Annotated in this window: 16 protein-coding genes; 11 read left to right on the top strand and 5 right to left on the bottom strand. The window is 75.0% G+C overall.

The features are described from left to right. The first annotated feature begins 9 nt into the window (after positions 1 to 9). Positions 10 to 708, top strand: coding sequence for an NADPH-dependent F420 reductase (gene npdG, locus ACFYWL_RS16390; RefSeq protein WP_386973071.1), 699 nt, complete (start codon positions 10 to 12; stop codon positions 706 to 708). Positions 709 to 857: 149 nt separating this feature from the next. On the opposite strand, the gene ACFYWL_RS16385 is transcribed toward npdG, so the two are convergent. From ACFYWL_RS16385 to ACFYWL_RS16375, 3 genes are all read right to left on the bottom strand, one after another. Then, complete coding sequence (locus ACFYWL_RS16385; RefSeq protein WP_386973068.1) at positions 858 to 1,367, bottom strand: hypothetical protein; 510 nt, start codon at positions 1,365 to 1,367, stop codon at positions 858 to 860. A 138-nt stretch (positions 1,368 to 1,505) separates the two neighbouring features. Next, positions 1,506 to 2,351: a 3-methyl-2-oxobutanoate hydroxymethyltransferase gene (panB, locus tag ACFYWL_RS16380; RefSeq protein ID WP_386973066.1), complete on the bottom strand. Its 846-nt coding sequence runs from the start codon at positions 2,349 to 2,351 to the stop codon at positions 1,506 to 1,508. A 127-nt stretch (positions 2,352 to 2,478) separates the two neighbouring features. Next, complete coding sequence (locus ACFYWL_RS16375; protein WP_386973063.1) at positions 2,479 to 4,269, bottom strand: NAD+ synthase; 1,791 nt, start codon at positions 4,267 to 4,269, stop codon at positions 2,479 to 2,481. 225 nt (positions 4,270 to 4,494) lie between these two features. Here ACFYWL_RS16375 and glnA point away from each other — a divergent pair, with 225 nt between their 5' ends. The 4 genes from glnA (at position 4,495) to ACFYWL_RS16355 (ending at position 7,601) form a co-directional block, all read left to right on the top strand. Then, complete coding sequence (gene glnA / locus ACFYWL_RS16370) at positions 4,495 to 5,844, top strand: type I glutamate--ammonia ligase (protein ID WP_386973061.1); 1,350 nt, start codon at positions 4,495 to 4,497, stop codon at positions 5,842 to 5,844. A 103-nt stretch (positions 5,845 to 5,947) separates the two neighbouring features. After that, positions 5,948 to 6,373, top strand: a complete 426-nt coding sequence (locus ACFYWL_RS16365) for a DUF350 domain-containing protein (RefSeq protein WP_077938941.1) — start codon at positions 5,948 to 5,950, stop codon at positions 6,371 to 6,373. 35 nt (positions 6,374 to 6,408) lie between these two features. Beyond that, on the top strand, positions 6,409 to 7,101 hold the full coding sequence (locus tag ACFYWL_RS16360) for a helix-turn-helix transcriptional regulator (RefSeq protein ID WP_386973058.1): 693 nt from the start codon (positions 6,409 to 6,411) through the stop codon (positions 7,099 to 7,101). Between the two features lie 122 nt (positions 7,102 to 7,223). After that, positions 7,224 to 7,601 (top strand): VOC family protein, encoded by a 378-nt coding sequence (locus ACFYWL_RS16355; RefSeq protein ID WP_386973056.1) that lies wholly within the window; start codon positions 7,224 to 7,226, stop codon positions 7,599 to 7,601. Positions 7,602 to 7,721: 120 nt separating this feature from the next. Here ACFYWL_RS16355 and ACFYWL_RS16350 read toward each other — a convergent pair whose 3' ends face one another. Continuing rightward, the gene (locus ACFYWL_RS16350) at positions 7,722 to 8,210 is read right to left on the bottom strand and encodes a hypothetical protein (RefSeq protein ID WP_386973054.1); all 489 of its coding nucleotides are present in this window, start codon (positions 8,208 to 8,210) and stop codon (positions 7,722 to 7,724) included. A 197-nt stretch (positions 8,211 to 8,407) separates the two neighbouring features. After that, positions 8,408 to 9,355 carry an LD-carboxypeptidase gene (locus ACFYWL_RS16345; protein ID WP_386973257.1) on the bottom strand — a complete coding sequence of 316 codons (948 nt, stop codon included), beginning with the start codon at positions 9,353 to 9,355 and terminating at the stop codon, positions 8,408 to 8,410. A gap of 129 nt (positions 9,356 to 9,484) precedes the next feature. Here ACFYWL_RS16345 and ACFYWL_RS16340 point away from each other — a divergent pair, with 129 nt between their 5' ends. The 6 genes from ACFYWL_RS16340 (at position 9,485) to mptB (ACFYWL_RS16315) (ending at position 19,390) form a co-directional block, all read left to right on the top strand. Next, positions 9,485 to 10,252, top strand: coding sequence for a type 1 glutamine amidotransferase (locus tag ACFYWL_RS16340; RefSeq protein ID WP_386973052.1), 768 nt, complete (start codon positions 9,485 to 9,487; stop codon positions 10,250 to 10,252). A 6-nt stretch (positions 10,253 to 10,258) separates the two neighbouring features. Further along, positions 10,259 to 13,495, top strand: a complete 3,237-nt coding sequence (locus ACFYWL_RS16335) for a bifunctional [glutamine synthetase] adenylyltransferase/[glutamine synthetase]-adenylyl-L-tyrosine phosphorylase (RefSeq protein ID WP_386973049.1) — start codon at positions 10,259 to 10,261, stop codon at positions 13,493 to 13,495. A gap of 67 nt (positions 13,496 to 13,562) precedes the next feature. Beyond that, positions 13,563 to 15,149 (top strand): hypothetical protein, encoded by a 1,587-nt coding sequence (locus tag ACFYWL_RS16330; protein ID WP_386973046.1) that lies wholly within the window; start codon positions 13,563 to 13,565, stop codon positions 15,147 to 15,149. A gap of 735 nt (positions 15,150 to 15,884) precedes the next feature. Then, positions 15,885 to 16,211, top strand: coding sequence for a helix-turn-helix domain-containing protein (locus ACFYWL_RS16325; protein WP_386973254.1), 327 nt, complete (start codon positions 15,885 to 15,887; stop codon positions 16,209 to 16,211). Positions 16,212 to 16,345: 134 nt separating this feature from the next. After that, the gene (mptB, locus tag ACFYWL_RS16320) at positions 16,346 to 17,761 is read left to right on the top strand and encodes a polyprenol phosphomannose-dependent alpha 1,6 mannosyltransferase MptB (protein ID WP_386973044.1); all 1,416 of its coding nucleotides are present in this window, start codon (positions 16,346 to 16,348) and stop codon (positions 17,759 to 17,761) included. A 9-nt stretch (positions 17,762 to 17,770) separates the two neighbouring features. Beyond that, positions 17,771 to 19,390: a polyprenol phosphomannose-dependent alpha 1,6 mannosyltransferase MptB gene (gene mptB, locus ACFYWL_RS16315; RefSeq protein ID WP_386973041.1), complete on the top strand. Its 1,620-nt coding sequence runs from the start codon at positions 17,771 to 17,773 to the stop codon at positions 19,388 to 19,390. Positions 19,391 to 19,764: the final 374 nt, after the last annotated feature.

Genomic DNA, 19,764 nt, shown 5'->3' with positions numbered 1-19,764 from the left:
GATGGGCCCATGGCATACGACGCGAGCACGCTGCCCGACGTGTCCGGGCTGACCGTCGGCATCATCGGCGGCACCGGCGACCAGGGCCGGGGCCTGGCCTACCGGTTCGCCCGCGCGGGGCAGTCCGTGCTGATCGGCTCCCGGTCGGCCGAACGCGCCGCCGAGGCCGCCGCCGAGATCGCGGCCCTGCGGGGCGTGCCCGCCGCCGCCCAGGTCGCGGGCGCGGGCAACGAGGAGGTCGCCCGGCGCAGCGACGTGGTCGTGATCGCGGTGCCGTGGGACGGGCACGCGGCCACCGTCGCCGCCCTCGCCGGGCCGCTCGCCGGCAAGATCGTCGTCGACTGCGTCAACCCGCTCGGCTTCGACAGGCAGGGCCCGTACGCGCTGACCGTCGCCGAGGGCAGCGCCGTCCAGCAGGCCGCCGCCCTGCTGCCCGACTCGCGGGTCTGCGCGGCGTTCAACCACGTCAGCGCCCCGCTGCTGGCCGATCCGGAGGTCGACCGGATCGACCTCGACGTGCTGATCTGCACCGAGGACCGCGAGCTGGTGGGCGTCGTCGGCGCGCTCGCCGCCCGGATCCCCGGCATGCGGGGCATCTACGCGGGCCGGCTGCGCAACGCCCACCAGGTCGAGGCGTTCACGGCCAACCTGATCGCCATCAACAAGCGTTACAAGGCCCACGCCGGCCTCCGCGTCACCGACCTCTGAGCGACGCCCCGCGCGATGTCGGCGACATGGCGGTATCCCAACCGCCCGGATACCGCCATGTCGCCGACGTGGAGTCGATCACCACCTCTAGCGCCGGAACGGCACAGCGGCGGTAGAAGGCCGCCGGCGCACCCGGTCAGGCGCTCCGGTCAGAGGTTCGGGTCGACGCCGACCTTCTTGCAGGCGGCGTTGGCCTTCGCGCCGGCCTTCTCCAGGCCGGGGTCGTCCGCGGCGGTCCTGAGGTCCGCGGCGTTGGCGATCTTGCCGGCCTCCGCGCCGACCTCGGCCAGCGCGGTGGCCACCTCGCTGCCGGAGCCGCCCGTCGCGGTCGCCATCCCCTCCGCCATCTCGGTGTACGCCTTCTTCAGCGCCGGCGTCGGATCGCCGCTGCCCGACGACACGGCCTTGACCAGCGCCGCCTTCGAGTCGTCGCCGATCTTCTTCGCCGTCTCGCAGAGCTTCTTGTCGGCGGCCGGGTCGGCGGAGGCGGGGGCGGCGGCCGTCGGGGAGGCCGCGTCGGCGGTCGGGGACGCGGCAGCAGTAGTCGCGGCGGCCGAGGTGGGGGCGGCGGTCGACGCCGGCTCCTCCCCGCCGCACGCCGCGAGCGCCAGCACGGAGACGCAGGTCAGGACAACAGTTGAGATACGAACATGATCCACGAGCGGGTACCTTAGCTGCTCCGTCCGCTGGCCGGACGCCCGCGTCACCGCGTGCCGGTCGCCGCCGCCGTCCGCGCGAGCCGTCGGACGCTGCGGTGGACGGCGCGTGGCACGCCGCCCACCGCGGCACCGGAGGCGTCAGAAGGTGTGCTCGGCGGCCGGGAACTCGCCGCCCCGGACCTCGTCGGCGAACCGCCGGGTGGCCTCGGTCAACGCCCCGGCCAGGTCGGCGTAGCGCTTCACGAACCGGGGCGCCCGCCCGGTGCGCAGGCCGGCCATGTCCTGCCAGACGAGCACCTGCGCGTCGGTGTCCGGCCCGGCGCCGATGCCGACCGTCGGGATCGCCAGCTCACCGGTGATGCGCTTGGCCACCTCGCCCGGCACCATCTCCAGCACCACCGCGAACGCGCCCGCCTCGGCCACCGCGAGGGCGTCGGCGAACACCTCGTCGGCCGCGTCGCCGCGCCCCTGCACCCGGTACCCGCCGAGGGTGTGCTCGCTCTGCGGGGTGAAGCCGACGTGCGCCATCACCGGGATGCCGGCACCGACGATCGCGGCGATCTGGTCGGCGCAGCGCCGGCCGCCCTCCAGCTTCACCGCGTGGCAGCCGCCCTCCTTCATGAACCGCACGGCGGTGCGCAGCGCCTGCGCCGGCCCCTCCTCGTACGAGCCGAACGGCAGGTCGCCGACGACCAGCGCCTGCTTCGTCGCCCGCACCACCGCGCGGACCAGCGGCAGCAGCTCCTCGGCGGTCACCGGCAGGGTCGTCTCGTAGCCGAAGACGTTGTTCGCCGCCGAGTCGCCGACCAGCAGCGCCGGGATGCCGGCGGCGTCGAAGATCGACGCGGTGTACTGGTCGTACGAGGTGAGCATCGACCACTTCTCGCCGCGCTCCTTGGCGGCGAGCAGGTCGCGGGTGCGTACCCGCCGGGTGGCCGGGCCGCCGTAGAGGGCGGTCACCTCGGTCGGGGTGGACTCCACCATGGCTGTCTCCTTCCTCGAGGCCGCGTGCGCGGTCCCCGGGTTCCGTCGCAAGCGTCGCACCGCGCGACGGCCGACGGCAGGAGGCAGTGGAGGATTTCACTCCCCGGTGAGCCCGGCCCGGCCCGGCTCAGCCGTCCTCGCGCCAGCGGTTGGTGATCGGCAGCCGCCGGTCCCGCCCGAACGCCTTCATCGAGATCTTGGTGCCGGGGGCCGACTGCCGCCGCTTGTACTCCGCGGTGTCCACCATCCGCAGCACCCGGTCGACGACCGCCGGGTCGTGCCCCGACTCGACGAGCCCCGTCCGGCCCAGGTCGCCGTCGACGTACCCGATCAGGATCGGGTCCAGCACGTCGTAGTCAGGCAGCGTGTCGCTGTCGAGCTGGCCGGGGCTCAGCTCGGCGCTCGGCGGCTTGCCGATCGAGTTCTCCGGGATCGGCGGGGTCTCGCCCCGGCGCGTCGCGTCGGCGTTGCGCCACTTCGCCAGCCGCCAGATCAGCGTCTTCCACACGTCCTTGACCGGGTTGAAGCCGCCGACCGAGTCGCCGTAGAGGGTCGAATAGCCCACCGCCAGCTCGCTCTTGTTGCCGGTGGTGAGGACCAGGTGGCCCTCCTGGTTCGACAGCGCCATCAGGATCACCCCGCGCACCCGCGCCTGGAGGTTCTCCACCGTCACCCCGGACAGCGACATGTTCGCCAGGAACGCGTCCACCATCGGCTGGATCGGCTCGACCCGGTAGTCCAGGCCGGTGCGCTTGGCCAGGTCCTCCGCGTCGGCCCGGGAGTGCTCGGACGAGTGCCGGCTGGGCAGCGAGACGCCGACCACCCGGTCCGGGCCGAGCGCGTCGACCGCGAGGGCCGCCACCACCGCCGAGTCGATGCCGCCGGAGAGCCCCAGCACCACCGACGGGAACCGGTTCTTGTCGACGTAGTCGCGCAGGCCCAGCACCAGCGCCTGCCACACCTCCGCCTCGTCGGCCGCCGGCTCGATGATCCCGCCCACCGCCGCCGCGCCGCCGGGCGTCGGCGGGACGTCGCCGACCGTGGCCCGCACGATCCGCATGCCCGCGGCCAGCTCGCCGCCGGCCGGCGCCGCCCCGCCGGCCATGGCCGCGTCGCCGCCGGGCCCGTCGGCCGCCGGCAGCTCGACGTCGTGCACGAGCAGGTGCTCGACGAACTGGGGGGCGCGGGCCAGCAGCGTGCCGTCCGCGTCGACGATCAGCGAGTCGCCCTCGAAGACCAGCTCGTCCTGGCCGCCGACCATGTTGACGTACGCCACGGCGGCCCCGGCCTCGGCGGCCCGGCGGCGCACCAGCGGCAGCCGGATGTCGTCCTTGTTCAGCTCGTACGGCGAGCCGTTGATCGTGACGACCAGGCCGACGCCGGCCTGCCGGGCCGCCGCGAACGGGCCCCCGGCCTGCCACATGTCCTCGCAGATGGTCAGGGCGACGTCCACCCCGCCGACGCGGACCACCGTCAGCGCGCCGCCCGGGACGAAGTAGCGGTCCTCGTCGAACACGCCGTAGTTGGGCAGGTGGTGCTTGAAGTAGGTGGCCACCACCTCGCCGCCGTGCAGCACCGCCGCGGCGTTGCGCGCCCCCCGGCCCGGCTCGGCGTCGGAGCTGACCTGCGGCGGGCCGTCGGCGTCCAGGTAGCCGACCACCACCGGCACCCCGCCGAGGCCGTCGGCGGCCAGGTCGGCGGCGAGGCGGCGCAGCGCGGCCTGCGACGCGGCGACGAAGGACCGGCGGAACACCAGGTCCTCGACCGGGTACCCGGTGAGCACCATCTCCGGGAACAGGACGAGCTGGGCGCCGGCGTCGGCGGCCGTGCGGGTCCACCGGCGGACCAGGCCGGCGTTGCCGGCGAGGTCGCCGACGCTCGGGTTGACCTGGGACAGGGCGAGACGCAGGGTGGGCATGTCCACATCTTGCCCCAGCCGGCCGGTGCCGACACGGCGGCGGCGCGGAGACGGCGGCCACTCGTGCGGCGACGCCCGGCAGCCCGGGCGGTGGTCCGTCCGCCAGGGGGCGGGACACGACAGGACGAGGTCCGGGCCGGTCGCGTAACGTCTGCGTAAAGGAGCCGGTGGACACTGGGCGGCCAGGCCCCACCGGTGGTGGAGACAGTGGCACGAGGGGTGGAAGTGGACCGTCAGCAGGAGTTCGTCCTCCGTACGCTGGAAGAGCGGGACATCCGGTTCGTCCGGCTGTGGTTCACCGACGTGCTGGGCACGCTCAAGAGCGTGTCGGTGGCCCCCGCCGAGCTGGAGGCCGCCTTCGAGGAGGGCATCGGGTTCGACGGCTCGGCGATCGAGGGCTTCGCCCGGGTGTTCGAGTCCGACATGGTGGCCATGCCCGACCCGACCACCTTCCAGGTGTTCCCCTTCGAGGGCGGCGTCAGCGGCGAGAGCGCCCGGATGTTCTGCGACATCCTGCTGCCCGACGGCGGCCCGTCCTGGGCCGACCCCCGGCACGTGCTGCGCCGGATGCTGTCCAAGGCCGCCGAGAAGGGCTTCACCTTCTACACCCACCCCGAGATCGAGTTCTTCCTGCTGGAGAACGGCCCGCAGGACGGCTCGGTGCCGACCCCCGTCGACACGGGCGGCTACTTCGAGCACACCACGCACGCGGTGGCGCGGGACTTCCGCCGCCAGGCGGTGCTGGCCCTGGAGCGCATCGGCATCTCGGTGGAGTTCAGCCACCACGAGGTCGCCCCCGGCCAGCAGGAGATCGACCTGCGGTACGCCGACGCGCTGACCACCGCCGACAACATCATGACCTTTCGGCACGTGGTCAAGGAGGTGGCGCTCTCCACCGGCGTGCAGGCCAGCTTCATGCCGAAGCCGTTCACCGACCAGCCGGGCAGCGGCATGCACACCCACCTGTCGCTGTTCGAGGGCGAGCGCAACGCGTTCCACGACGGCGGCGACCCGATGAAGCTGTCGAAGGTGGCGAAGTCGTTCATCGCCGGGCTGCTCACCCACGCCCGGGAATACACGGCGGTCACCAACCAGTGGGTCAACTCCTACAAGCGGCTGTTCCCGCAGGCGTTGCCCGACCGGATCACCGAGAGCCCCGCGTACGTCTGCTGGGGTCACCTCAACCGGTCGGCGCTGGTCCGCGTCCCGGCCTACGGCAAGCCGAACTCGGCCCGGGTCGAGGTCCGCTCGCTGGACTCGGCGACGAACCCCTACCTGGCGTTCGCGGTGCTGCTCGGCGCCGGCCTCAAGGGCATCGAGGAGGGCTACGAGCTGCCCCCGGGCGCCGAGGACGACGTCTGGTCGCTGAGCAGCGCCGAACGCAAGGCGATGGGCTACGAGGCGCTGCCGGAGAACCTGTCCGAGGCGATCGACGTGATGGCCGGCTCCGAGCTGGTCGCCGAGGTGCTCGGCGAGCACGTCTTCGACTTCTTCCTGCGCAACAAGCGGGCCGAGTGGGAGCAGTACCGCCGCGAGGTCACCCCCTACGAGCGGCAGCGCTACCTGTCGCTGTGACGCCGCAGGCCGGCGCGGTCTGTCGGGGAGTTGCGGCGGGCCGCTATCGTCTCGATCACCGCGCCGGCACCCCCGCCGGGCGGCAGGTGGTGGGAGGCAGCCGGTGCTGGAGGACCTGCTCAGCGGAGCATGGCAGAGCGTCGTGTTCGGGGTCGTCGGGGTGGGGCTGATGGCGGCCGGCTTCGGCCTGGTCGACCTGCTCACCCCCGGCAGGCTGCGCGAGCTGATCTGGGTGCGGCGCAACGGCAACGCGGCGCTGCTGCTCGCCGCGAACCAGCTCGGCATCGCCGGCATCGTGTTCACCGCGATCCTGACCAGCTACAGCGACTTCGCCAAGGGCCTGGCGTCCACGGTCGTCTTCGGGCTGATCGGCCTGCTGATCATGGCGCTGGCGTTCTTCGTGCTCGACCTGCTGACCCCCGGCCGGCTCGGCGAGATCATCTGCTCCGACGAGCCGCACCCGGCGGCCCGGGTCAGCGCCGCCACCCACTTCGGCGCCGCGCTGATCGTCTGCGCCTGCATCGCCTGAGCCCGCCTGTCACACCCGGTGGCTAGCGTCGGGGCGTGAACCGCACGGATCGTCTCTACGCCCTGGTGGAGGAGCTGCGGGCGGTGTCGCCCCGGCCGCGCAGCGCCCGCTGGCTCGCCGGGCGCTTCGAGGTCAGCACCCGCACCGTCGAGCGCGACATCGCCGCGTTGCAGCAGGCCGGCGTGCCGATCTGGGCCGAGCCGGGCCGCACCGGCGGATACGTGGTCGACCGGGCGCACACCCTGCCGCCGGTGAACCTCACCGCCGTCGAGGCGGTGGCGATGGCCGTCGCGCTGCACCGCCTCGACGGCGGCCCGTTCGCCGAGGCGGGCGCGACGGCCCTGCGCAAGCTGCTCGCCGTCATGCCGCCGGCCGACGCCGCCGAGGCCCGCCGGCTCGCCGGGCGGGTGCACCTCGTCGGGGGCGGCCCCGCCGCGCCCGTCCCGGCGGCCGTCGCCGGGGCGGTCACCGCCGCCCGGGTCCTGCGCATCGGGTACGCCGATCGGGCCGGCGTCGCCACCGACCGGGTCGTCGAGCCGCTGGGCTTCCTCGGCAACCCCTGGCACTGGTATCTGCTGGCCTGGTGCCGGCTGCGCGACGGCCCGCGCGCGTTCCGCCTCGACCGGATCTCCTCGGTGACCGCGCTGGCCGAGCCGGTGACCCGGGAGCTGCGCCCCGACGCGCTGGACATCCCGCGCCAGGTCGTCCGTCAGCTCACCCTTGCCTGACCGCGCCGCGAGCCCTCGCGGCGATCCCCGTCGGAAACACCGACAGGACGCTGTCGCGGCACGGGGCGAGGCTGGGTCCCGACGCCGGTCGACGGGCCGGCGCGACGAACGGGAGGCAGTCCATGAGCACGACCAACGCGATCACCTGGTTCGAGATCGGCACCGACCGGCCGGACGAGGCCGAGCGCTTCTACGGCGAGCTGTTCGGCTGGGAGTTCGCCGAGCAGGGCGCGCCGGGCCGGTCGTACCGGGTGACCGGCGGCGGGGCCGACGGCGCGGGGATCGGCGGGGCGATCCGCGCCTCCGACGGCGGCACGCCGAACTACGCGATCTTCTACGCCGAGGTGGCGGACGTGGCCGACGCCGTCAAGCGGGCGGAGACGGCCGGCGGCCGGGTGCTGGTGCCCCCGATCAGCGCGCCGAGCGGGCTCACCTTCGCCCACCTGCTCGACCCGTCCGGCAACCACTTCGGCGTCTTCACGCCGCCTGCGGGGCGGTGAACGCCGCCGCGCCGCCTTGGGCGGGCGGTGAACGCCGCGCGCCATGACGCCGACGTGGCGGGGTCGGAGTGCTCCGGACCCCGCCACGTGGGCGACCTGGTGTTGCTCAGGCGCGCGGCGTCACTTGCCGGCCGGGCCGTCGTGGCCCCGGCCCCAGCCGCCGGGGAAGCCGCCCCCACCGGGGAAGACGCCGGCCTCGACGGCCTTGGTGATCGCGTCGGCCTGCTCCTGGGTCAGCTTGCCGTCCTTGACGGCCTGGGCCAGGCGCTCCTTCAGCGCGGCCTGCCGGTCGGCGGCGTCGGGCCGCTCGCCGCGCTCGCCGAGCTTGCCCCGCTCCGGCCGGTCGGCCTTGTGCTGCTCCCGGACCTTCTCCAGGGCGGCGGTCACCTTGTCGGTGGACACGCCCAGCTCCTTGGCGAGCGCCTCGGCGAACTCCGACTGCCGCTCGGCCCGCTGCTGCTGCCGATCCGTGTGCTCGCTGCTGCTGGCGCTCGGCGACGGAGTGCCCTCCTCGGCGAACGCGATGGTCGGCGCCGCGATCCCCACGCCGAGCACGCCGGCCGCCGCGAGGCCGGCCAGCACGTGCTTCTTCGACATCTTGCGGGACATCCTGTGTCCTCCAGACTCGTTGCTCGGATGCGATGACGTCACCGACAGTGACTGACCTAGCTGGGCCGGAGCCGTGGCGACCCTGTCAGCGAGCTGAAAATCGGCCCCGACTCACCGCGATCTTGCACTTCGGGCCCCCGGGACGGGTGTTTCGTGCCCTTTGCCCGGGCCGAAAGTGCAAGATCGCGTGGATGGGGTCAGTGGACGGCGGGGGCGGCCGTCAGGGTTCCGGCGTCGGCGTCGAGGGTGGCCCCGGTGCCGACGGGGACGGTGAGCTGGCCGTGGCCGTGGCCGATCGGCAGGCCGCCGAGGACCGGCACCCCGAGGTCGCCGAGGCGGTCGGTCAGCACGTCGACGACCGTGGTGTCCCAGCCGTCCGCGCAGTCGGTGAACTGCCCGACGGCCACCCCGGCCAGGCCGTCCAGCGCCCCGGCCCGACGTAGCTGGGTGAGCATCCGGTCGACCTTGTACGGGGGCTCCTGCACGTCCTCGACCAGCAGGATCGCCCCGGTCAGGTCCGGCATGTCCCAGGTGCCGAGGGTGGCGGCGAGCAGGCACAGGTTGCCGCCGAGCAGGGTGCCCGTGGCGCGACCGGGCACCCGTACCCCGAAGGTCTCCTCGCCGGGCACGGCGGCGACGGTGACCGGCGCGGTCGTCATCAGCGCCGCGTGCAGCGACTCGGCGGAGCGCAGCGGGGTGCGCTCGTCCACCCAGGCCGCGCCGGGGCCGTGCACGCCGGCCAGCCGGGCGCCCCGCCACAGGGCGAGCTGCAACGCGGTGATGTCGGAGAACCCGGCCACCACCTTCGGGTCCCGGCGCACCGCCGCCATGTCCAGGGCGTCCACGATGCGCTGCGCGCCGTAGCCGCCCCGGGTGCAGATCACCCCGCGCACCAGCGGGTCGGCGAACGCGGCGTTCAGGTCGGCGGCGCGCAGCTCGTCCGCGCCGGCCAGGTAGCCCCGCCGGGCGTACGCGTGCGCGGCGGGCACCGGCCGCAGCCCCCAGCCGGTGAGCAGCTCCACGCCCCGGGCCACCCGCTCCGGCCGGGTCGGCCCGGACGGCGACACCAGCAGCACCGTGTCGCCGGGGCGCAGGACCGGTGGGCGCAGCACGGCGGCGGGGCGCGGCACGGCGTCGTCGGCGATCACAGCCGCAGAGCCTAGCCGCCGGCCGGCCCACCGGCCCGCGCGCCGGCCGCCCCGACGGGAACCGGACAGCCGGCGCGGGCCGAGGCGTTCCGGGCCGTCGTCGACGTACCCGATAGCCTCGACGGCGTGGGAACCGCGCTGGTGATCGAGAACGACCCGACCGACGACCTCCGCCGACTGGGGGAGTGGCTGGTGGAGGGGGGCCTGGAGCTGCGGGTGCTGCGCCCGCACGCCGGCGACGACCTCCCCGACGACCTGGACGGGCACGTCGCGCTGGTGGTGCTCGGCGGCGACCAGCACGCCTACCCGGGCCCCGACGGCGCCCCCGGCGCACCCTGGTTCCCGAAGCTGGAGGGGCTGCTGCGCAAGGCCGTCCGGCACCGGGTGCCCACCCTCGGCGTCTGCCTCGGCGCGCAGCTGCTCGCCACCGCGCACGCCGGCCTCGTCGAGCGCAGCCCGTCCGGGCCCGAGGTCGGCCCCGCCGTCGTCGGCCGGCGCGACGCCGCCGAGACCGACCCGCTGTTCCGGTACGTGCCGCTGATCCCCGACGTGCTCCAGTGGCACACCGACGAGATCACCGAGCTGCCGCACGGGGCGACCCTGCTGGCCGCCTCCACCCGCTACCCGCACCAGGCGTTCCGGCTCGGCGACCGGGCCTGGGGCCTCCAGTTCCACATCGAGTGCGACACCGCGATGATCGCCGACTGGGCGGCCGGCTCCGCCCTGCTCGACGAGCTGGGCTACGACCCCGAGCTGGTCGTCGCCGCCTGCGACCGGGTGATGGCCGACGTCGAGGAGGTGTGGCAGCCGTTCGCGATCCGGTTCGCCGCCCTCGCCCTCGGCGAGCTGGGCGACGACAGCGTCCGGCGTCCCCTGCCGCTGCTGGGGCACTGACCGATGATGAGCAGACCCGCGCGGGGCCGGCTGGCCCGCTACGGCTTCGGCACCGACGACGGCTCCCGCGCCGCCGACCTGCTCGGCCCGGCCGGGCTCGACCTGTGGCACCCGCAGGAGCAGGAGCCCGTCGACGACCGGGCCGCCGAGCTGCTGGCCGCGCTGTCCCGGGCCGCCGACCCCGATCTCGCCCTGCGCCAGCTGCACCGCCTCGTCGAGGCCGAGCGCCGCGCCACCGGGGGCACCGGCGACGGCGACCGGCCGACGGACGCCGCCAACGGCAGCGCCGCCACCGCCCTCTCCGCCGCCGGCGCCGCCAGCACTGCCTCCGCCGCCAGCGCCCGCAGCGCCGCCAGCGCCCGCAGCGCCGCCAGCGCCCGCAGCGGCGGCGGCGATGGCCGGCCCGCTGGCTCGGCCGTGCTCGACGCCCTGCACGCCGACCCGGGGCTGCGCCGGCGGCTCGTCGCCGTGCTCGGCGCGTCCTCGGCCCTCGGCGACCACCTGGTGGCCAACCCCCACCAGTGGCCGGTGCTCGCCACCGACCCCGACGGGCTCGCCCCCGCCGCCGAGGGCCGGCTCGACCTGGCCGCCGCCGCCCGCCTCACCGCGTCCACCCAGCGGATCGCGGTGCTGCGGCAGGCGTACCGGCTGGCCCTGCTGCGCATCGCGGCGGCCGACCTGACCGGCGGGCGGGCCCTGGAACAGACCATGGCCGCGCTGTCCGCGCTGGCCGACGCCACCCTCGCGGCGGCGTACGACATCGCGGTCGGCGAGCTGCCCGAGGACGCCGCCGTGCCCCGCCTCGGCGTGGTGGCGATGGGCAAGTGCGGCGGCGGCGAGCTCAACTACGTCTCCGACGTCGACGTGATCTTCGTCTGCGCCGAGGACGACGAGCTGCCGGCGGCCACCACCATCGCCACCCGGCTGATCCACGTCTGCGGGCTGGTCGCCTGGCCGGTCGACGCGGCGCTGCGCCCCGAGGGCAACCGGGGCCCGCTGGTGCGCACCCTCGCCAGCCACCTGGCCTACTACCGGCGCTGGGCCCGCACCTGGGAGTTCCAGGCGCTGCTGAAGGCCCGCCCGGCGGCCGGCGACCTGGCGCTGTGCCAGGAGTGGATCGACCAACTCGCCCCGCTGGTGTGGACCGCCGCCGAGCGGCCCGAGGCCGTCGACGACGTCCGGTCGATGCGCCGGAAGATCATCGACAACATCCCGCCGAAGGAGCTGGACCGCGAGATCAAACGCGGCCCCGGCGGGCTGCGCGACATCGAGTTCGCCGTCCAGCTCCTGCAACTGGTGCACGGCCGCGGCGACGAGGCGCTGCGCGTGCCCGGGACGATCCCCGCGCTGCGCGCCCTCGTCGCCGGCGGCTACGTGGGCCGCGCCGACGGGGAGGCCCTGCTGCGCGGCTACCGCTTCCTGCGCGCCGTCGAGCACCGGCTCCAGCTCCAGGGCCTGCGCCGCACCCACACCGTGCCGACCGAACCGGCCGCCCTGCGCTGGCTCGCCGCCGCCCTCGGCTACGCGGCCACGCGGGGCCGCAGCGCCGTCGAGGAGTTCCGCGCCGAGTGGGTCACCCACGCCACCGAGGTACGCCGGCTGCACGCCAAGCTGCTCTACCGCCCCCTGCTGGAGTCGGTGGCCCGGGTGCCGGCCGACGGGCTGCGGCTCACCCCCGAGGCGGCCCGGCACCGGCTGGAGATCCTCGGCTTCGCCGACCCCGCCGGGGCGCTGCGCCACCTCCAGGCCCTCACCGGCGGGGTGAGCCGCACCGCCGCGATCCAGCGCACCCTGCTGCCGGTGCTGCTCAGCGAGTTCGCCGACGCACCCGAACCGGACCGGGGGCTGCTCAACTACCGGCAGGTCTCCGACTCCCTCGGCGGCACCCCCTGGTACCTGCGGCTGCTGCGCGACTCCGGCCCGGTGGCCCGCCGGCTCGCCCGCGTCCTGTCCTCCTCCCGGTACGCGGCCGACCTGCTGGCCCGCGAGCCGGAGGCGCTGCGGCTGCTGGCCGAGGAGAACGAGCTGACCCCCCGCCCGCGCGCCGTCCTCTGCGAGGGCTTCGCCGCCGCGGCGGCCCGGCACGCCGACGACCCCGTCGAGGCGACCCGTGCCGTACGCGCGCTGCGCCGCCGGGAACTGGTCCGCATCGCCTGCGCGGACATGCTGAGCCGCGCCGGCTCGCTGGCCCCCACCCCCGGCCGGGACGTGGACCGGAGCGCCCCGGGGCGGGACCCCGACGCCGCCGCAGGCCGCCCCGACGCCGACGGGCGGGCCACGGTCGGCCTCGCCGACGTCACCGCCGTCGGCACCGCCCTGTCCGACGTCACCGACGCCACCCTCGCCGCCGCGCTGCGCGCCGCCCGGGCCGCCCAACCGGCCCTGCCCGGCCTGCGGTTCGCCGTCATCGGCATGGGCCGGCTCGGCGGGTACGAGTCCAACTACCTCTCCGACGCCGACGTGCTCTTCGTCTACGACGCGCCTCCCGGGGCCGGCGAGGGCGCGGCCAGCGCCGCCGCCCACGCCATCGCCGAGGAGCTGCGCCGGCTGTTGGCCGCCCCCGCCCCCGACCCGGCGCTCGGCGTCGACGCCGACCTGCGCCCCGAGGGCCGGCAGGGCCCCCTCGTGCGCAGCCTCGCCGCGTACGCCCAGTACTACGCCCGCTGGTCGAAGGTGTGGGAGGCGCAGGCGCTGCTGCGCGCCCGGTTCGTCTGCGGCGACGCCGACCTGGGGGCCGAGTTCGAGAAGATGGTCGACCCCGTCCGCTATCCCGCCGACGGGCTCACCCGGGAGCAGATCGTCGAGATCCGCCGGATCAAGGCGCGGGTGGAGACCGAGCGGCTGCCCCGGGGCGCCGACCCGGCCACCCACACCAAGCTGGGCCGGGGCGGGCTCGCCGACGTCGAGTGGGCGGTGCAGCTGGTCCAGCTCCGGCACGCCGGCCGGCTGCCGGAGCTGCGCGGCACGCGTACCCTTGACGCGCTCGCGGCGGCGGCCGGCGCGGACCTGGTCGACCCGGCGGACGCCACCGCGATGGCCGCCGGCTGGACCCTCGCCGCGCAGGTCCGCAACGCGCTGATGCTGGTGCGGGGCCGCGCCGGCGACCAGCTCCCCCGGCACGGCGTGGAGCTGGCCGGGGTGGTGCGGCTGCTCGGCCGCGACGACCCGGGCGAGTTCCTCGACGAGTACCTGCGCACCGGCCGCCGCTCCCGCGCGGCGATGGAACGCGTCCTCGATGCCTGAGGCGCAAGGAAGGGCCCCTTCTTATCACTTTCTGCATAGCAGGGGACCCCTGTTAACACCTGCCGTGGTGGCGGCCGGCGCGGCGGTGCTGCTCGCGGCGGCGTACCTGATCGCCCCGCCGATGGGCACCGACCTCGCCGCGCAGGTCGCCCGGGCCGGGTTCGCCGACCGGCACGGCTTCACCCCGGTCGACCTCGGCTGGTACGGCGGGGTCGACCAGTTCGGCTACAGCCTCTTCACCGCCCGGCTGGCCGCCTGGGTCGGGCCCCGCCCGCTCGGGGCCGTCGCCGCGGTGCTCGCCGCCGCCGCGCTGGGCCACCTGTTCGCCCGGCACCGGGCCCGCCGGCCGCAGCTCGCCGGAGTCCTCGGGGCGATCGTGCTGGTCGGCAACCTGGTCAGCGGTCGGGTCACGTTCGCTGTCGGGCTGGCGCTGGGGCTGCTCGCGCTCTGCGCGGTCGGTGCCGACCCGGTGGGTCCACGCGGTTGGGCCCGCCCGGCGCGGCTGGCCCTGGCCGGGCTACTCGCCGCGCTGGCCACCTGGGCCAGCCCCGTCGCCGGCCTGTTCACCGGCCTGGCCGGCGCGGCGCTGCTGCTGGCGAGCCTGCGCCGGGGCCCCGGGCCGGGGCGGGCGCTGCCCGTCGGGTGGCGGGCTGACCGGCCGCTCGCCGAGAGCCTGATGCTGTGCCTCGCCCCGGCGGTCGCGCTCGCCCCGATGGCGCTGCTGTTCGGCAACGGTGGCACGCAGCCGTTCACCGCCGAGTCGATGCGGATCAACGTGGCCCTCGCCGTGGTCGTCTTCTTCGCGGTGCCGCGCCGCCGCCGCGTGCTGCGCGCCGGGGCCGCGCTGACCGTGCTGCTGCTGGTCGCCGCGCAGCTCGTGCCCAGCCCGATCGGCTCCAACGCCCTGCGGCTGCCGCTGCTGTTCGCGCTGCCCCTGCTCGCCGGATACGCTCCGCTGCCCGGCCCGTGGCTGGCCGGGCTGCTCGCCGCCTGCGTCTGGTGGCAGAACCCGGTGATGACCAACGACCTCGCTCGCGCCGGTTCGCCCGAGAGCGCGGCGGCGTACTACCGGCCGCTGGCCGACGAGTTGGCCCGCCGGCAGCCGGTGGGCCGGGTCGAGGTGGTGCCGCTGCGCGACCACTGGGAGTCGGCGTACCTGCCGGACACCGTGCCGCTGGCCCGGGGCTGGGAGCGGCAGGTCGACACCGCCCGCAACCCCCTGTTCTACGGCGACGACCTCACCGCCGACGCGTACGCCGCCTGGCTGCGCCGGGAGGCCGTCGCCTACGTCGCGCTCGCCCCCGACAGCGTGCCCGACCGGTACGCCCGCCAGGAGGCCGCCCTCGTCGCCGCCGGTCAGCCGTACCTGCGGGAGGTGTGGCGGGACGCCACCTGGCGGCTGTACGCCGTGACGGAACCCGCCCCGCTGGTCGGCGCGCCGGGGCGGCTGCTCGACTCCGACCGGGCCGCCGTCCGGTTCACCGTTGACGCGCCCGGCGACGTGCCGGTCCGGATCCGCTGGTCGCGCTGGCTATCCCTGCGCGGAGCAGATGGCTGCCTACGCCCAGGGCCGGACGGGCGGATCGAGGTGACGGTCCGTACCCCAGGCGATTTCTTGGTTTCTAGCGATCTCATACCTGTGAACCACTGCTGACCGCCTAAGCGGCTTGGGGGATAGATGGGTCCAGGCCCCTGCTGTAATAGCCCATCAGCAGATCGCGCCCGCCGACGAACCATGGATCGTCGGCGGGCGCGATTTGCTAGGCGTTATACCACGGGGTGCAAGAGGTGTCGGCGCCGTTCGGACCGGCGCACACCCGGAACATGGTGATGGTGCCGCCACCCAGGGGGGATTCGCTGCCGCAGGGGTCGCTGGCGCCGTTCGCGTCGCCGACGTGGTCCGTGACGCCATTGCTCGTCTTGTACCAGGTCCGGACGCCCCAGCCATCCTCCGCCCCGTCGCACGCGGAGACGCTGGTGTGGGAAGAGCTGACGCAGCCTGCGCCCCGGCCAGGTACCTCTCCGCAGGATCCATGTGCCTGCGCGGGGCCGGGCGCGGCGAGAATGAATGGGGCAGCGAGCAGCACCGCTCCCAGTGCTATCCGACGATTCTTCGGCATGTCAATGCTCCGTTCTCCCTCGTGGGGATAATGCTGTCAGCGTCTATCAAAGTTTTGTCTATCCGCCGGCTTCCGGTTGGAAGTGTCGGTTGTGTTGTGCGCTGACATGTCACAGTCTGGCGGGATGGCGAGTGTCCCGCTAGTCTGGCGAGAGAACATGAGACATTGAGGGATGTCTTGATTCTTGGTAAGGTGTTGGCTGCGAGCTGGGGGACTGGGGTTTGTGGAGGAAGTTGCCTGATGGTCTCTCTGAAGCGGAAAAGATCTTGGTGGTCGATCTGCGTCTTCTAAAAGACCGTTCTGAATTGAGCCTGACTCGGCTGGGTGCACGGACTAGCTTTAGCAGATCCTCGTGGGAGCGGTGGCTCAACGGTAAGCAACCACCGCCCTGGCAGGCGGTGGAGCGGATGAGCGCCGTGTGTGGCGGCGACGATGTCAGGTTGGCTGCGCTATGGGAGGAGGCAGCCAGGGCGCGTGCGGCCCGCCCGGTAGAACCCGCTCCGTTGCCGAAACACGCCGTGCTCTTCCTGGTGGCGGCCTGTGCTCAGGAGACACCAGGCCTTTTGGCGCTGTGGGAGGAGGTCACTGCCGGCTAGTGGGCGAGTAGCGTCTGGCGGCGGGGATCGTGAACGTGAGATGGCAGAATCGGCGAAGCCCGTCGAGGCTCGTGATGTCTTCCCGGTCGGATGCCCGCCGTCGGTTGCGTTCGATCGGCTGGCAGCATGATGGCGTGCCTCACCACCTCGCGCGCTGGACCGGGTTGGCCGGTTCCCTGCTGCTCGCCGTGTCCGGGTTCCTCGGTGGAGCGTTCCCCGGCGGCGACCTGCGCCCCACCCCGGTCAGCATCTGGCAGGGCCCGCACGGGCCGCTGATCATCGTGGCCTGGCTGGTGGGGACCACGCTGATGGCGTGGGCCTGGTGGTCACTGCGCGACGGCCCGCCGTCCGCGCGCTGGGCCCTCGTCACCGCCGGGCTCTGGCTGCTGCCGTTGCTGGTCGCGCCACCGATGGCCAGCCGCGACGTGTACGCGTACGCGTGCCAGGGGGCCAGCTTCGCCAACGGCATCAGCCCTTACGAGCAGGGCGTGTCGGCGTTGCCCTGCCCGTGGCTGGACACCATCTCGTACATCTGGCGGGATACCCCGGCCCCGTACGGTCCCCTGTTCGTGGTGCTCGCCGGCGCGGTGGTGAAGGCGACCGGGTCGCTGACCGCGAGCATCGTGCTGTTCCGGTTGTTCGCCGTGGCCGGGCTGGCGTTGACCGCCGCCTGCCTGCCGGTGCTGGCCCGCCGCTGCGGGGTCCCCGTCGGGCGGGCGCTGTGGCTGGCGCTGGCCAGCCCGCTCATCGGCGTGCACCTGGTGGCCGGGGCGCACAACGACGCGCTGATGGTCGGCCTGCTGGTCGCCGGCTTGGCCGTGGTGGCCGCCCGGCCGGGCCGCCCCGGGCCGATGCTGGCCGGGGGGGTGCTGCTCGGGCTGGCCGTGTCCATCAAGATCACCGGCGTGGTGGTGATCCCGTTCGCCGCGCTGGCCGCCATGTCCGGGCCGTACCGGATCCGCACGCTGCTGCGCGACGGCGGGTGGGTCGTCGCCGGTGCGGTCGCCACCGTGGTCGGGGTGACCTTCGCTGGCGGGCTGGACTTCGGCTGGGTCGGCGGGCTGTCCAAGGGCGGCGACGCGATCGCCTGGACCTCGCCGCCCACCGCCGTGGGGCAGACCGCCGGGTACGTCGCGTTGCTCTTCGGCGCGCACGTCGACGCGCTGCCCGTGGCTCGGGCGCTCGGCGTGGTGGTGCTCGCCGGGCTGCTGCTCTGGCTCTGGTTGCGGGCCCGCACGCGGGAGCCGCTGTGGCACGCCGGCCTCGCGCTGGCCGCCATGGTGGCGATGTCCCCGGTCGTGCACCCTTGGTACTGGATCTGGCCGCTGACCGTGCTCGCCGCGACGACCGTCCGCCCCGCCCGCTGGTACATCGTCGTGGCGCTCGTCTCGGCGTTCCTGATCCTGCCGGACGGCACCGGGCTGGCCCGGTACACGAAGCTGCCCGGTGCCCCGCTGATGACGCTTCTGCTGATCTGGGCGGCCGTGCGGTTGGTACGGTCGGCCAGGGCGGACCGCGCGCCGGACCCCGCCATCCGGGGAGCCGACTGAGCGAAGGGTGTGCCGGTGGCCGTCGTCGCCCGCTGGGCGGGACTGCTCGGTGCCGCTCTGCTCGCCGTCGCCGGCTGGCTGGGCGGGGCGCTGCCCGACCTGACCGGCGGCACGCCCGCGCAGGTGTGGCGGGGCCCGCACGGGCCGGCGGTGCTGGGCTGCTGGCTGGCCGGCACCGCGCTGATGGTCGGGGCGTGGTGGGCGCTGCGCGACGGCGCCCCGTCGGGCCGGTGGGCGTACACGACCGCCGGGGGATGGCTGCTGCCGCTGCTGGCGACGCCGCCGCTGGGCAGCCGCGACGTCTACTCGTACGCCTGCCAGGGCTGGTCGTACGCGCACGGGCGCGACCCGTACCGGTTGGGGGTGGCGGCGGCTGGCTGCCCGTGGCTGGACTCGGTCGCCCCGATCTGGCGGGACACACCCGCGCCCTATGGGCCGCTGTTCGTGCTGCTCGCCGCGCTCGCGGTGACCGTCGGCGGCGGGCTCGCCGGTGCCGTCGCGCTCCTGCGGCTGTACGCCGTCGCGGGCGTGCTGCTGGCCGCGTACTGCCTGCCGGGGCTGGCCCGCGCGGCGGGCGTGCCGGTCCGGCGGGCCGCCTGGCTGGCGCTGGCCGCGCCCCTGGTCGGGGTGCACCTGGTGGCCGGGGCGCACAACGACGCGGTGGCCCTCGGCCTGCTGCTGGCCGGCCTGCTGATGCTGGTCCGCCGGTGGGCGAGGCCGCCCTCGCCACCCGGGCCACCGTCTGCCGGGCAGACCCTGCCAGCCGGGGTGCTGCTGCTGGCCGGGGTGCTGCTCGGGCTGGCCGTGGCCGTCAAGGCGACCGCCGTGGTGGTGCTGCCGTTCGCGGCGCTGGCCGCCGTGCGGGGCCGGTGCACCTGGCGGGCGCTGCTGCGCGCCGGGGCCCTGCTGGCCGGCGGCGTCCTCGCCGCGCTACTGGTGACCTCCGTGGCGTCCGGGCTGGGCCTGGGCTGGGTCGAGGGGCTGGCCCGCAGCGGCGACTCCGCGCAGTGGACGTCACCGCCGACGGCAGTCGGCTTCGTCGTCGACTACGCGGGGGAGTGGGCCGGGCGGCGGCCCGACGCCGTGCCGGTGACCCGGGCCGCCGGCCTGCTGCTGCTCGCGGCGGCACTGGTGGCCCTGTGGTGCTGGGCGTGGCGGTCGCTGCGCCGGCTCGACGCCGTACCCCACGGGGCGGGCGCCCCGGCGGCGGCCCGGCCCCGGGTGGCGCTGCTCGGGGCGGGGCTGGCGCTGGCCGCCACCGTCGCCCTCTCGCCGGTCTTCCACCCCTGGTACGCCACCTGGCCGCTGACGCTGCTGGCCATCTCGGTGATCCGACCGGCCCGGACCACGTGGTTCGTGCTGCCCAGCGCGGTGGCCGCCGTCCTCGTCCTGCCCGACGGCACCAACCTGGCCCGCTCCACGAAGGCCCCGGGCGCGATCGCGATGACGGCGCTGCTGCTGACGCTGGCGGCAGTGGCGACGCTGGCGGCGGTTCGCGCCACCGGCGGTCGGCGCGGTGGCGGTGGCGGTGCAAGCGGCGGCGGAGGTGGAGGTGGCGGAGACAGCGGCGTGGGCGACGATGGCGAAATCGGCGGGGACGGGGATGGCAAGGCTCCGTGCGGCCCCTAGGGAGCTGAGTCATCGGCGACATCACGGCGTCGGTGGGCTCGGACGTCGAGGCGTCGGGTGGGTTCGGACAGCACGGTCTCGGTTGGGCTCGGACATCACGGTGTCGGGTGGGCCCGCAGCCGGGTGATGTCGTAAACGACTCAGCTCCCTAGGCGGTCTCAGCCCCTGTGCCACCCGGAACTCCCCGGCGGTCGATTGCCGTGCCCCGCCCGCCCGCCCGCCCGCCTGCCCGGCCCCGCCCGCCCCTGCCCGGTCCGCCTGCGCGCCTGTCCCGCGGGCAGACGCGAAGCGGCCGGGCCGGTTCCGCGTGCGGCGGAACCGGCCCGGCCGGTGCTGAAGGAGGTGCCGGCCCGAGGGCTCAGCAGTCCGCAGTT

It is taken from the genome of Micromonospora sp. NPDC002575, assembly GCF_042889525.1.
GTDB classification, from domain to species: domain Bacteria; phylum Actinomycetota; class Actinomycetes; order Mycobacteriales; family Micromonosporaceae; genus Micromonospora; species Micromonospora carbonacea.
Note: the sequence above shows the minus strand (reverse complement) of the source record. Positions and strands in the feature narration are given on the sequence as shown.